This is a genomic window from Streptomyces sp. CA-135486, assembly GCF_050936555.1.
GTDB lineage: Bacteria > Actinomycetota > Actinomycetes > Streptomycetales > Streptomycetaceae > Streptomyces.
On record NZ_JBNJMM010000002.1, the window covers coordinates 1,819,828 to 1,832,569 of the forward strand.

14 protein-coding genes are annotated in these 12,742 nt (G+C 70.5%); 11 read left to right on the forward strand and 3 right to left on the reverse strand.

Annotated elements, in window-relative coordinates:
• Positions 1 to 11: 11 nt before the first annotated feature.
• Positions 12 to 1,169 (forward strand): D-alanine--D-alanine ligase family protein, encoded by a 1,158-nt coding sequence (locus tag ACQEVG_RS27760; protein ID WP_432988682.1) that lies wholly within the window; start codon positions 12 to 14, stop codon positions 1,167 to 1,169.
• Here the strand turns inward: ACQEVG_RS27760 and ACQEVG_RS27765 are convergent.
• Positions 1,166 to 1,645: a DUF3515 domain-containing protein gene (locus tag ACQEVG_RS27765; RefSeq protein WP_432988684.1), complete on the reverse strand. Its 480-nt coding sequence runs from the start codon at positions 1,643 to 1,645 to the stop codon at positions 1,166 to 1,168. The genes ACQEVG_RS27760 and ACQEVG_RS27765 overlap by 4 nt on opposite strands.
• A 20-nt stretch (positions 1,646 to 1,665) precedes the next feature.
• On the reverse strand, positions 1,666 to 1,899 hold the full coding sequence (locus ACQEVG_RS27770) for an Lrp/AsnC family transcriptional regulator (protein ID WP_108152814.1): 234 nt from the start codon (positions 1,897 to 1,899) through the stop codon (positions 1,666 to 1,668).
• Positions 1,900 to 2,126: 227 nt separating this feature from the next.
• On the opposite strand from ACQEVG_RS27770, the gene ACQEVG_RS27775 reads away from it, so the two are divergent.
• Both ACQEVG_RS27775 and thiD read left to right on the forward strand, forming a co-directional pair.
• Positions 2,127 to 3,089 carry a thiamine-phosphate kinase gene (locus ACQEVG_RS27775; protein ID WP_432988687.1) on the forward strand — a complete coding sequence of 321 codons (963 nt, stop codon included), beginning with the start codon at positions 2,127 to 2,129 and terminating at the stop codon, positions 3,087 to 3,089.
• A complete protein-coding gene (gene thiD / locus ACQEVG_RS27780) occupies positions 3,086 to 3,874 on the forward strand; it encodes a bifunctional hydroxymethylpyrimidine kinase/phosphomethylpyrimidine kinase (protein WP_432988689.1) in 789 nt (262 codons plus the stop codon). The genes ACQEVG_RS27775 and thiD overlap by 4 nt, the downstream gene beginning before the upstream one ends.
• A 115-nt stretch (positions 3,875 to 3,989) precedes the next feature.
• On the opposite strand, the gene rpmB is transcribed toward thiD, so the two are convergent.
• On the reverse strand, positions 3,990 to 4,175 hold the full coding sequence (gene rpmB / locus ACQEVG_RS27785) for a 50S ribosomal protein L28 (RefSeq protein WP_003957616.1): 186 nt from the start codon (positions 4,173 to 4,175) through the stop codon (positions 3,990 to 3,992).
• A gap of 305 nt (positions 4,176 to 4,480) precedes the next feature.
• Here rpmB and ACQEVG_RS27790 point away from each other — a divergent pair, with 305 nt between their 5' ends.
• From ACQEVG_RS27790 to rnc, 8 genes are all read left to right on the forward strand, one after another.
• Positions 4,481 to 6,088, forward strand: coding sequence for a DAK2 domain-containing protein (locus ACQEVG_RS27790; RefSeq protein ID WP_432992945.1), 1,608 nt, complete (start codon positions 4,481 to 4,483; stop codon positions 6,086 to 6,088).
• A 118-nt stretch (positions 6,089 to 6,206) separates the two neighbouring features.
• Positions 6,207 to 8,393: an ATP-dependent DNA helicase RecG gene (recG, locus tag ACQEVG_RS27795; RefSeq protein WP_432988692.1), complete on the forward strand. Its 2,187-nt coding sequence runs from the start codon at positions 6,207 to 6,209 to the stop codon at positions 8,391 to 8,393.
• 135 nt (positions 8,394 to 8,528) lie between these two features.
• The gene (gene rsmD, locus ACQEVG_RS27800; protein ID WP_432988694.1) at positions 8,529 to 9,113 is read left to right on the forward strand and encodes a 16S rRNA (guanine(966)-N(2))-methyltransferase RsmD; all 585 of its coding nucleotides are present in this window, start codon (positions 8,529 to 8,531) and stop codon (positions 9,111 to 9,113) included.
• Between the two features lie 26 nt (positions 9,114 to 9,139).
• A complete protein-coding gene (gene coaD, locus ACQEVG_RS27805) occupies positions 9,140 to 9,619 on the forward strand; it encodes a pantetheine-phosphate adenylyltransferase (protein WP_360877510.1) in 480 nt (159 codons plus the stop codon).
• Positions 9,620 to 9,714: 95 nt separating this feature from the next.
• A complete protein-coding gene (locus tag ACQEVG_RS27810; protein ID WP_432988696.1) occupies positions 9,715 to 10,809 on the forward strand; it encodes an ATP synthase F0 subunit B in 1,095 nt (364 codons plus the stop codon).
• 159 nt (positions 10,810 to 10,968) lie between these two features.
• The gene (locus ACQEVG_RS27815; RefSeq protein WP_432992948.1) at positions 10,969 to 11,607 is read left to right on the forward strand and encodes a YceD family protein; all 639 of its coding nucleotides are present in this window, start codon (positions 10,969 to 10,971) and stop codon (positions 11,605 to 11,607) included.
• 2 nt (positions 11,608 to 11,609) lie between these two features.
• Positions 11,610 to 11,783, forward strand: coding sequence for a 50S ribosomal protein L32 (rpmF, locus tag ACQEVG_RS27820; protein WP_026165248.1), 174 nt, complete (start codon positions 11,610 to 11,612; stop codon positions 11,781 to 11,783).
• A 19-nt stretch (positions 11,784 to 11,802) separates the two neighbouring features.
• Positions 11,803 to 12,738, forward strand: a complete 936-nt coding sequence (gene rnc, locus ACQEVG_RS27825; protein ID WP_432988698.1) for a ribonuclease III — start codon at positions 11,803 to 11,805, stop codon at positions 12,736 to 12,738.
• The last annotated feature ends 4 nt before the right edge of the window (positions 12,739 to 12,742 follow it).

The following is a 12,742-nucleotide window of genomic DNA, read 5'->3' on the forward strand; positions in this document are numbered from 1 at the left end:
CTCATCGCGATATGAGCACCGAGAACCTGCCCCAGAACCCTGAGCAGCCGCTCCGCAAACCACGCGTAGCCGTCGTCTTCGGGGGCCGCAGCTCCGAACACGGGATCTCCGTGGTCACCGCCGGCGCCGTGCTGCGTGCCATCGACCGTACGAAGTACGACGTACTGCCGATCGGCATCACGCAGGACGGCCGCTGGGCGCTCACGGCCGACGAGCCGGACCGGATGGCCATCACCGACCGCAAGACGCCCAATGTCGAGCAGCTCGCCGAGTCCAGCGAGGGCGGCGTGGTCCTTCCCGTCGACCCGGCCAACCGCGAAGTCGTCTACAGCGAACCCGGCGCCGTCCCCAAGGCGCTCGGCGAGGTCGACGTCGTCTTTCCGATGCTGCACGGCCCGTACGGCGAGGACGGCACCCTCCAGGGGCTCCTGGAGCTCTCCGGGGTGCCCTACGTCGGCTCCGGCGTCCTGGCCTCGGCCGTCGGCCAGGACAAGGAGTACATGAAGCGTGTCTTCACCTCCTTCGGCCTGCCCGTCGGCCCGTACGAGGTGATCCGCCCCCGCGAGTGGCAGCTCGACCCGGCCGCCGCCCGCAGGAAGATCGTCGACTTCGCGGGCGAGCACGGCTGGCCGCTCTTCATCAAGCCCGCGCGCGCGGGCTCCTCGATCGGCATCACCAAGGTCGACGGTCTGTCCGGCCTCGACGAGGCGATCGAGGAGGCACAGCGCCACGACCCCAAGATCCTCGTCGAGGCGCTGCTGCGCGGCCGTGAGATCGAGTGCGGGGTTCTGGAGTTCGAGGACGGCCCGCGGGCCAGCGTCCCGGCCGAGATCCCGCCGGTCTCGGCCCATGAGTTCTACGACTTCGAGGCCAAGTACATCGACTCGGCCGCCGGTCTGGTGCCCGCGCCGCTGACCGAGGAGCAGACCGCCGAGGTGCGCCGGCTCGCGGTCGCCGCCTTCGACGCCGCGTCCTGCGAGGGCCTGGTCCGGGCGGACTTCTTCCTCACCGAGGACGGCGAGTTCGTCATCAACGAGATCAACACGATGCCCGGCTTCACACCGATCTCGATGTACCCGCGGATGTGGCAGGAGACCGGCGTCGGCTACTCCGAGCTGGTCGACCGGCTGATCCAGGCGGCGCTGCGCCGCCCGACGGGCCTTCGTTAGGGAACCTTGAGCTTGGCCGGCACCGTCTTCTTGACGGCGTCGGCCAGCTCGGCGAGCGGCGTGATGTCGTGTGCGTACCGCTTCTCCATCGTGACCTCGACATACGTCTTGCGGTACGTGGTGGTGAAGCGGGGCCCTTCGGCGTGCTGCTCCAGCATCCAGTTCACGCCGTCCGCCTCCACGGCCTCGGACTGCGGATCGCTCATCCGCTCCGGCCGGGGGACGCCACAGCGCAGTACGATCGCGGCGTCGCCCCAGCCGGCGGTCAGTTCGGAAGCCGGTTCAGGGTCGTTGCGGGCCTGTCCGGCGACGGACTCCGGAAGCTCCTTGTGCAGCGCCCGGCACAGCGGGGTCTGCTCCGGCGGCGGACTGGGAACCGTGATCGACTCCGCTGCGTCCGTGGAGGAGCAGCCTGCGACGGTCAGCAGCACCAGGGCGGCGGACAGACAGAAGGGCCGGCGACGGGAAGAGGTCACCGGCCAAGCGTAGACGGGGGCTAGAGGTGCACCACCGGGCAGGTCAGGGTGCGGGTGATGCCGTCCACTTGCTGGACCTTGGCGACCACCATGCGACCGAGATCGTCGACTGTCTCGGCCTGGGCGCGCACAATCACGTCATAGGGACCTGTCACGTCCTCGGCTTGGATCACCCCAGGAATCTTTCCGATGGTCTCGGCGACGGTCGACGCCTTGCCCACCTCGGTCTGAATGAGGATGTACGCCTGTACCACGGAACCTCCAGGGCGGCCACGAGGATCATGTGGGGGGAAGGGACGCCACGGTATCGCGTCGCCGCGGGCCGAGGGGAGACCTGCGCGCCGGGTGACGCCCGCAGCGTGGCGTACGGACAGCAGAAGTTGACGTGTCTCTTGACGGTACCCACGGCGCAGACGGCTCGCGACCGGGGGCAAGCAGCACTGCCGGGGCATCCGGCAGAACGACGGAGAGGTGGGACTCGGTGAAGGGCACTGTGGGCGAGTTGGGGGAGTTCGGGCTCATCAGGGAGCTCACCTCCCGGCTCACCTCCACCCCCGCGGTCCGGCTGGGGCCCGGCGACGACGCCGCGGTCGTGGCCGCACCCGACCGCAGGGTCGTGGCGAGCACGGACGTCCTGCTCGAGGGACGGCACTTCCGCCGCGACTGGTCGACCGCATACGACGTCGGCCGCAAGGCCGCCGCACAGAACTTGGCCGACATCGCGGCGATGGGCGCGGTACCGACCGCGCTGCTGCTCGGCCTGGTCGTACCGGCCGAACTCCCGGTCACCTGGGCCACCGAGCTGATGGACGGAATCCGCGACGAGTGCCAGGTCGCCGGGGCGGCGGTGGTCGGCGGCGATGTCGTACGCGGAGACGTGATCACACTCGCGATCACCGCACTCGGCGATCTGCGCAACCACGAACCGGTCACCAGGGCAGGTGCCCAGTCCGGCGATGTCGTCGCGTACACCGGTTGGTTGGGATGGTCGGCGGCCGGGCACGCGGTCCTCTCGCGCGGCTTCCGCTCGCCACGCGCCTTCGTCGAGGCACACCGGCGGCCCGAGCCGCCGTACCACGCGGGCCCCGCGGCGGCCGGCCTCGGCGCCACCGCCATGTGCGACATCAGCGACGGACTCGTCGCCGACCTCGGCCATATCGCGGAGGCCAGCAAGGTCCGTATCGACCTGCGCTCGGGCTCCATCGACATCCCCTCGCAGATGAACGACATCGGCCAGGCCGTCGGCGTCGATCCGCTGCAGTGGGTGCTGACCGGGGGCGAGGACCATGCGATCGTCGCGACGTTCCCGCCGGACGTGAAGCTGCCCGCCCGCTGGAAGGTGATCGGCGAGGTGCTCAACCCCTCGGCGCTGCCGCAGGTGACCGTAGACGGCGCGCCCTGGCACAGCAAGGGCGGCTGGGACCACTTCGGGGACGACACATGAGCGTGCCGCCCCGCGCGTTGACCGTCGCCGGGTCCGACTCGGGCGGCGGGGCCGGAATCCAGGCCGACTTGAAGACGATGCTGGCGCTCGGGGTGCACGGCATGAGCGTGATCACCGCCGTCACCGCGCAGAACTCACTGGGCGTGCAGGGCGCGTGGGAACTGCCGGTCGACGCGGTACGGGCCCAGTACCGCAGCGTCGTCGACGACATCGGCGTACAGGCCGTGAAGACCGGCATGCTGGCGTCCGCGCCGCTGGTCGAGACGGTCGCCGAGCTGCTGGCCGGGACAGCCGCTCCGGTGGTCGTGGACCCGGTCGGGGTCTCCAAGCACGGGGACTCGCTGCTGGCGGAGTCCGCGCTGGATTCGATGCGTACGAAGCTGCTGCCGCTGGCGACCGTGGCGACGCCCAACCTGGACGAGGTGGCGCAGCTGACGGGCGTACGGGTGGAGGCCGAGGCGGATCTGCGGCGGGCGGCGGACGCGCTGCTGGAGTACGGGCCGCGCTGGGCACTGATCAAGGGCGGGCATCTCGCGGGCGCCGCCGTGGACCTGCTGACGGACGGCTCCGAGGAGCTCTGGCTGCGCGCCCCCCGGCACGACAACCGGCACACGCACGGGACGGGCTGCACGCTCGCCTCGGCGGTCGCGGCGGGTCTTGCGCAGGGTCTTGAGGTCCCGCAGGCCGTACGGGCGGCGAAGGAGTACGTCACGGGCGCGATCGCGGCGGGGTTCGCGCTGGGTGCGGGGATCGGCCCGGTGGATCACGGCTGGCGCTTTCGCTGAGCCCTGTGCGGCACAAGGGCCGACCGCGGCCCCCAGCACAGCGAAAAGCCGGTCCACCGAGGTGGACCGGCTTTCAAGGCAACCGCAGGGGCTGCGCTACGACGAACCGTCGCGGTTAGCGCGAGACCTTGCCGGCCTTGATGCACGAGGTGCAGACGTTGAGCCGCTTCGGCGTCCGACCGACCACTGCACGCACGCGCTGGATGTTCGGGTTCCAGCGACGGGACGTACGGCGGTGCGAGTGCGAAATGTTGTTGCCGAAGCCCGGCCCCTTGCCGCAGACGTCGCAGTTGGCAGCCACGGGTCACTCCAAAGACTTCAGATGCACTTACAGTGAAATCCGGCGTGCCGGAATCAGTGATCTGATCGGTGGCTTTGCCGGGGGAATGGCCCGACTTTCATCGGGCAACCGGAGCAGCATACAACGACTGCGTCCGAGATACGAAACTACCACGGCCTGCTCCGCCCCCGACCGGGCCAGTGCCCCGGGCAGGGGTCTACCCTGCGGTGCAACCCGCTGCCCACGGCCCTCGCCGGCCGACCGAGGAGGATCACCAGGTGCCAGAGACGGAGGGGCGGCCCGCAGGGCCTCCCTTGAGGGCGGCAGTGGGAGACGGGCGGGCCCTGGACGCCGCAGCGGTTCGCACCTGGTGCTCACTGGCGCTGGAGGCACTGGGACGGGAGCGCGAGGAGATCGACGCGATCAACGTCTATCCGGTCGCGGACGGTGACACCGGCACGAATCTGTATCTGACCGTCGAATCCGCGGCCCAGGCCGTCGAGGCGGTCTTCGCCGCGCACGAGATGGGGTCGTCCGCGCCCGCGGCGGCCGATGTGGTGCGGGCGATGGCCCACGGGGCGCTGATCGGCGCACGCGGGAACTCCGGGACGATCCTGGCGCAGCTGCTGCGGGGCATGGCGGAGCGGAGCGGTGAGGACGATCATCTGGCCGGTGCGCTGGGCCGGGCCGCCGCGCTGGCTCGAGAGGCGGTCGCGCATCCCGTCGAGGGCACGATCCTGAGCGTGGCGAGGGCGGCGGCGGAGGCGGCTGCGGAGGCCGCGCCGGGCTCGCTGGGCGATACGGCGCGTGCGGCGTACGAAGGGGCACGGGCCGCGCTGGACGCGACTCCCGGGCAGCTGGCTGTGCTCGGCCGTGCCGGGGTGGTCGACGCGGGCGGCCGCGGGCTGCTCGCGGTGCTGGGGGCGCTGGTACAGGCGCTTTCGGGAGAGGCCCCGGCGATGCCGGCACTCGCCCATGTGCGCCCCGCAGTGGCGTCGGCACTCGCGCGGCCGTGTGCGGAAGGAGGCCCGGCCTTCGAGGTGATCTACCTGCTGGAGGCGGACGACGCGGCGGTGGCCCGGCTGCGCACCCGGCTCGACGGACTCGGCGACTCGCTTGTCGTCGTGGGCGGCGACGGTCTGTGGAACGTCCATGTGCACGTCGACGACGCGGGCGCGGTGGTGGAGGCGGGCGTCGAGGCGGGGCGGCCGTACCGGATCCGCATCACGCACTTCGATACGGCGGCGGCCGTCTCACGGGAACAGGTGCAGCGGGCGGTCGTCGTGGTCGTCCCCGGGGACGGTGTGGCGGGCCTGTGCGCGGAGGCGGGCGCGACGACGGTGCTCGCTCGGCCGGGGGAGCCGCCGGCCAGCGGCGAGCTGATCGACGCGATCCGGCGCGCGCACGCCCGGGAGGTCGTCCTGCTGCCGAACTCGGCGGAGCTGCGGCACACCGCGGCGGCGGCCGCGGAACAGGCTCGCACGGAAGGGGTACGGGTCGCCCTCATCCCCACCCGCGCGGCGGTCCAGGGCATCGCGGCGCTTGCCGTCCACGAGCCGGACCGCCGTTTCGACGAGGACGTGGTCGCGATGACGGCGGCGGCGGGGGCGACCCGCTATGCCGAACTGGCCGTCGCGGAACGGCAGTCGTGGACGTCGGCGGGCGTGTGCCAGGCCGGTGACGTCCTCGGCCTGATCGACGGCGACGTGGCGGTGATCGGCGCGGACCTGCCGGGCACGGCGGAGGCGGTGCTGTCCAGGATGCTGTCGGCGGGCGGCGAGTTGGTGACCCTGATCCTGGGCGACGACGTCCCGGACGGCGACGCCGTGACGGCGAGCCTGGAGAGGTATGTGCGGGAGGGCTACCTGGCGGTGGACACGGTGGTGTACCGGGGCGGGCGGGGAGCGTCGCCGCTGCTGATCGGGGTGGAGTAGGGGAGAGCCGGCCGCGGTGCGCGAACCCGCGGGAGGCGCGTCGTCCCAGGGGCCGCGGCACGGTGGTGACCAGCGGTTATCCACAGGTGCGCGACGTCTGTCAGTGGTGTGGTGTGCAATGGATCGCGTGCCCGCGCTCGACGAACCCCTGAAGAAGACGCTCGGCCCCGCCACCGCGAAGGTGATGGCCGAGCATCTCGACCTGCACACCCTCGGCGATCTGCTGCACCACTATCCGCGCAGGTATGCGGAGCGGGGCGAGCTCACGCACCTGGCCGAGCTGCCCCTGGACGAGCACGTCACGGTGGTCGCACAGGTCGCGAGCGCGCGTGTGCTGACCTTCAGCGGGGCAAAGGGCAGGGGCCAGCGTCTTGAGGTCGTCATCACGGACGGCAGCGGTCAGCTGCAACTGGTCTTCTTCGGCAAGGGCGTCCACAAACCGCACAAGGATCTGCTGCCGGGCACCCGCGCGATGTTCGCCGGGAAGGTGTCCGTTTTCAACCGCAAGCTGCAGCTGGCCCACCCTGCGTACGAACTGCTCCACGGAGACAGCGACGAGGCCGTCGACTCCTGGGCCGGCGCCCTCATCCCGATCTACCCGGCCACCACCAAGCTGGAGTCCTGGAAGATCGCCAAGGCGGTCGACGCCGTACTGCCCAGCACCCGGGAGGCAGTCGACCCGCTGCCTCAGGCGCTGCGCGCGGGCCGCGGCCTCCTCCCGCTTCCCGAGGCCCTGCTGAAGATCCACCGGCCGCACACCAAGGCGGACATCGCCACCGCGCGCGATCGTCTGAAGTGGGACGAGGCCTTCGTCCTCCAAGTGGCGCTGGCCCGCCGGCGGTACGCCGACACGCAACTGCCCGCCGTGGCACGCAAGCGCAGGCCGGGCGGCCTGCTCGACGCCTTCGACGCCAAGCTGCCCTTCACGCTCACCGAGGGCCAGCAGACGGTCACCAAGGAGATCTTCGACGACCTGGCGACCGAGCACCCGATGCACCGCCTGCTCCAGGGAGAGGTCGGCTCCGGTAAGACGATGGTCGCCCTGCGCGCGATGCTCACCGTCGTCGACGCCGGCGGTCAGGCGGCCATGCTCGCGCCCACCGAAGTCCTCGCCCAGCAGCACCACCGCTCGATCACCGAGATGATGGGCGAGCTCGCAGAGGGAGGGATGCTCGGCGGGGCCGAGCACGCCACCAAAGTGGTGCTGCTGACCGGCTCGATGGGCGCCGCCGCGCGCCGGCAGGCGCTGCTCGACCTGGTGACCGGTGAGGCCGGGATCGTGATCGGCACACACGCGCTGATCGAGGACAAGGTGCAGTTCCACGATCTGGGGCTGGTCGTCGTGGACGAGCAGCACCGCTTCGGCGTGGAGCAGCGTGACGCGCTGCGCTCCAAGGGCAAGCAGCCGCCGCATCTGCTCGTCATGACGGCCACCCCCATTCCTCGTACGGTCGCCATGACGGTCTTCGGCGATCTGGAGACCTCGGTGCTCGACCAGCTGCCGGCCGGGCGTTCACCGATCGCCAGCCATGTGGTTCCGGCGCAGGACAAGCCGCACTTCCTGGCGCGCGCCTGGGAGCGGGTGCGTGAAGAGGTGGAGAACGGCCATCAGGCGTATGTCGTGTGTCCCCGCATCGGCGACGGCGAGGACGAGCCGAAGAGGAAGTCCGCCGAGGACGAGGCCGAGAAGCGCCCGCCGCTGGCCGTGCTCGAGATCGCCGAGCAGCTCGCGGCGGGCGCCCTGAAGGGGCTGCGGGTCGAGGTGCTGCACGGCCGGATGCAGCCCGACGACAAGGACGACGTCATGCGCCGCTTCGCCGCGGGTGAATCTGACGTCCTGGTCGCCACCACCGTTATCGAGGTCGGTGTGAACGTCCCCAACGCCACCGCCATGGTGATCATGGACGCGGACCGGTTCGGGGTGTCGCAGCTGCACCAGCTGCGCGGCCGGGTCGGCCGTGGCTCGGCCCCCGGGCTCTGTCTGCTGGTCACCGAGATGCCCGAGGCCGCTCCCGCCCGGGCCCGGCTCGGCGCGGTCGCCGCCACGCTGGACGGCTTCGAGCTCTCCCGTATCGACCTGGAACAGCGCCGTGAGGGCGATGTGCTCGGCCAGGCCCAGTCCGGCGTGCGCTCCTCGCTGCGGATGCTCACTGTCATCGACGACGAGGAGGTCATCGCGGCCGCCCGCGAGGAGGCCGTCGCGATCGTCACCGCGGATCCGGATCTTGAGCACCTGCCCGAACTGCGTACGGCGCTGGACGCGCTGCTCGACACGGAGCGCGAGCAGTACCTGGACAAGGGCTGACGCGCAGGAAAGTGGCCGCGGTGAGAACCGACGAGACAGCGATACGAGCGGACTGAGCCTGAGCGACGGCCTATCGTTTAAGCACATCCGCTTGTTCAAGCCAATCCACTCCCGTCTCGAAGGACTCAGACTCAGATGACCCGCGTGATCGCCGGTGCGGCCGGCGGACGCCGTATCGCCGTCCCGCCCGGCACCGGCACCCGCCCCACTTCCGACCGCGCTCGCGAGGGGCTCTTCTCCAGCTGGGAGTCGCTGCTCGGCACCTTCAACGGTGTCCGCATCGCCGATCTGTACGCCGGCTCCGGCGCCGTCGGCCTGGAGGCGCTCTCCCGCGGCGCGTCCCACGCCCTGCTCGTCGAGGCCGACGGCCGCGCCGCCCGCATCGTCCGGGAGAACGTCCGAGCGCTCGGACTGCCCGGCGCCGAGGTCCGTACCGGCAAAGCGGAACAGATCGTGACGGGTCCGGTCCCCGAGACGCCGTACGACGTGGTCTTCCTGGACCCTCCGTACGCCGTCACCGACGACGATCTTCGCGAGATTCTCCTCACACTCCGCACTCAGGGCTGGCTCGCGGGCGATGCGCTCGCCACCGTGGAGCGCAGCACCAGAGGCGGCGAATTCGTGTGGCCACAGGGTTTCGAGCCACTGCGGGCCCGTCGTTACGGCGAGGGCACGCTTTGGTACGGTCGCGCCGCCTCTACGTGCGAAGACGCACGATGAACGGACCGGAGAGCGAGGGACTTCAGTTGCGCCGCGCAGTCTGTCCGGGGTCATTCGACCCCATCACCAATGGGCACCTCGACATCATTGCCCGCGCCTCCAAGCTGTACGACGTCGTACATGTCGCGGTGATGATCAACCAGTCCAAGCAGGGACTCTTCACGGTGGAAGAGCGGATGGACCTGATCCGCCAGGTCACCGGCGAGTACGGAAACGTCGTGGTGGAGTCCCACCACGGCCTCCTCGTCGACTTCTGCAAGCAGCGCGACATCCCGGCCATCGTCAAGGGTCTGCGGGCCGTCAGCGACTTCGACTACGAGCTGCAGATGGCCCAGATGAACAACGGCCTCTCGGGCGTCGAGACGCTGTTCGTCCCGACCAACCCCACCTACAGCTTCCTCTCCTCCAGCCTGGTGAAGGAGGTCGCGGCCTGGGGCGGTGACGTCTCCCACCTGCTGCCTCCCGTGGTGCACGAGGCCCTGGTCCGGCGCCTCGCCGAGAAGTGATGAGCTGACAGTCCGTCACCCGGTGTCGGACGGGCGCCGACTGCCCGTACAGTCGTCCCGTCCGGCTCATATCAGGCAGAGAGTGGCGAACCACGGTGGACGTCCAGAAGAAGCTCGACGAGATCGTCGAGGCGGTCGGCAGCGCACGGTCCATGCCCATGTCGGCTTCCTGCGTGGTGAACCGCGCCGAGCTGCTCGCCCTGCTCGAAGAGGTCCGCCAGGCCCTCCCGGGCTCGCTGGCCCAGGCCCAGGAGCTGATCGGCGGCCGTGAGCAGCTGGTGGAGCAGGCCCGTCAGGAGGCCGAGCGGATCATCGAGACCGCCCACGCCGAGCGCGGCTCGCTGATCTCGGACACCCAGGTCGCCCGCCAGTCCCAGGAGGAGGCGGACCGTATCCTCGCCGAGGCCCGCCGGGACGCGGACGAGATCCGCGCCGAGGCCGACGACTACGTCGACTCCAAGCTCGCCAACTTCGAGGTCGTCCTCACCAAGACGATCGGCTCCGTCGACCGCGGCCGCGAGAAGCTGCTGGGCCGCGGACCCGGGCTGGACGAGCAGGGGTACGCCGACGAGGACGCCCCCGAGTACAGCGCGGACCCGCAGACGCTCATCCAGCGCGCCGACGAGTACGTCGACGCCAAGCTCGGCGCCTTCGAGGCCGTACTCTCCAAGACCCTCGACGCGGTCGGCCGCGGCCGCCAGAAGCTGCACGGCCGCACCACCAGCGACGCCCTCGGCGAGCACATGGCCGCCCAGGACGCCGCGGGCGCGCAGCACCACGCGAGCGACACCGACTATCTGGCCGGCCTCGCGGAGCTTGCCGAGCCGCAGCCGCAGGCCGCCCAGGTCCTGGCCCAGCAGCACCAGTACCAGCAGCCGCAGGCCGACCCGCAGCCCCAGATCCCGGCCCAGCACGATCCGTACGCGGGGGGCGCCTCCCATGCCGGAGGCTATGGGGGACAGCCGCAGGAGGCGTACGCCGGCTATCAGCAGGATCCGTACGCCGCATACCAGCAGCAGGGCTACGACCAGCAGCTGTACGCCCAGCAGGACCCGTACGCCTACCAGCAGCCGGTGCCCGACCAGTCGCAGCAGCAGGTCCAGCAGGGCGCCGCCCTCGACGAGACCAGCCTGTTCGACACCAGCATGATCGACCTGGAACAGCTGCGCCGTTACGAACAGGGGCGCTGAGCCCCGGCGCCCTCAGGCGCCGGGAAGCGCCGGATTGGGTCTCTGGCGGCCCGTCCAGTATCCTGGCTCTTCGGTCGCGCGTACTCCGGCGATCCTGGCTGCCCGTTTCGACTCCGAACCGGGACGGCCCCTCCCCACGATCCGAAAGCAGGAAGAGCCCTGAACGCCCGCCTCGACCACCGCAACCCCCTCGTGTTCGACACGCACGAGCTGGGCCGGCGTCCCGGCGCGCTCCAGCGGCTGACCCGCCCGGCGGATGCCCCCAAGGACTTCGGTATCGAAGGGGTCATCGGCGTGCCTGAAGGCGCGCCCGTGGAACTCGATCTCCGCCTGGAGTCGGTCATGGAAGGTGTGCTTGTCACAGGCACCGCCCGTGCGACGGCCGAGGGGGAGTGCGTAAGGTGTCTGGAGCCGCTGCGCCAAGAGGTCGTGGCGGACTTCCAGGAGATGTTTTCGTACCCCGACGCCGATGACCGGGGCCGCAGTCGCACTGCGGAGCCGGTCGACGACGTCGAGGACGAGGACAGGCTCTTTCTCGAGGACGGCCTGTTCGACCTCGAACCCGTGCTGCGTGATGCGGTGGTGCTCGCACTGCCGATGCAGCCGGTGTGCCGGGAGACCTGCGCCGGCCTGTGCCCCGACTGCGGGATCAGGCTGGACGAGAACCCGGACCACCACCATGACGCCGTCGACATCCGTTGGGCGGCACTGCAGGGACTCGCCGAGACCATTCAGGACGGCGAGAAGGACAACATGAGCGGCGCCGAAGCGGGCGTCGACGAGAAGCAGGAGAAGTAGCCGTGGCTGTTCCGAAGCGGAAGATGTCGCGCAGCAACACGCGCCACCGCCGGTCGCAGTGGAAGGCTGCGGTCCCCACCCTGGTTTCGTGTGAGCGTTGCCAGGAGCCGAAGCAGCAGCACATCGCGTGCCCCAGCTGCGGCACCTACAACAAGCGCCAGGTCCTCGAGGTCTGAGCGGCTGGTGAGAGGCCCGATGTCTGAGCTGTCCAATGCCAAGAAGCAGGCAGACGCAGTAAACACAGCCAACGCAGCCTCGTCCCACACGCTTCTGGAAGGGCGGCTCGGGTATCACCTCGAGTCCGCCCTTCTGGTGCGTGCGCTGACCCACCGTTCGTACGCGTACGAGAACGGCGGTCTGCCCACCAACGAGCGGCTCGAATTCCTCGGGGATTCGGTGCTCGGCCTGGTGGTCACCGACACGCTGTACCGAACCCACCCCGACCTGCCCGAGGGCCAGCTGGCCAAGCTGCGGGCCGCGGTGGTCAATTCGCGTGCGCTGGCGGAGGTCGGTCGTGGCCTCGAACTCGGCCTCTTCATCCGGCTCGGCCGGGGCGAAGAGGGCACCGGTGGCCGGGACAAGGCGTCCATCCTCGCCGACACCCTGGAAGCGGTGATCGGCGCGGTCTATCTCGACCAGGGCCTCGAAGCGGCGTCCGAGCTGGTGCACCGGCTCTTCGACCCGCTGATCGAGAAGTCCTCGAACCTTGGCGCCGGCCTGGACTGGAAGACCAGCCTCCAGGAGCTCACGGCCGCCGAGGGGCTCGGAGTACCGGAATATCTCGTCACCGAGACCGGCCCGGACCACGAGAAGACCTTCACTGCTGCCGCCCGCGTCGGTGGTGTCTCGTACGGCACCGGCACCGGCCGCAGCAAGAAGGAAGCGGAGCAGCAGGCGGCGGAGTCCGCATGGCGGGAGATCCGTGCCGCCGCGGACGAGCGCGCGGCTGCCGCGAAGGCCGAAGCCGAGGCCGAGGCCAAAGCTGCCGAGGCCGAAGCGGCCGAAGCCGAGGCTGAGGCCCAGGCGGCGGCCGAAGCGGCGGCCGAAGCGACGGCCCAAGCGACGGCCAACGGCGAAGGGGCCGCCGACGCCCCTTCGACCACTGGTTCCGCGGACCGGGCCACCGCCTGAGTCC

What these genes read in the sequence shown, in the direction of transcription:
- ACQEVG_RS27760 (WP_432988682.1), top strand. Translation starts at nt 12, where the DNA reads ATGAGCACCGAGAACCTGCCCCAGAACCCTGAGCAGCCGCTCCGCAAA.
- thiD (WP_432988689.1), top strand. Translation starts at nt 3,086, where the DNA reads ATGAGCGTGCCGCCCCGCGCGTTGACCGTCGCCGGGTCCGACTCGGGC.
- recG (WP_432988692.1), top strand. Translation starts at nt 6,207, where the DNA reads ATGGATCGCGTGCCCGCGCTCGACGAACCCCTGAAGAAGACGCTCGGC.
- rsmD (WP_432988694.1), top strand. Translation starts at nt 8,529, where the DNA reads ATGACCCGCGTGATCGCCGGTGCGGCCGGCGGACGCCGTATCGCCGTC.
- rnc (WP_432988698.1), top strand. Translation starts at nt 11,803, where the DNA reads ATGTCTGAGCTGTCCAATGCCAAGAAGCAGGCAGACGCAGTAAACACA.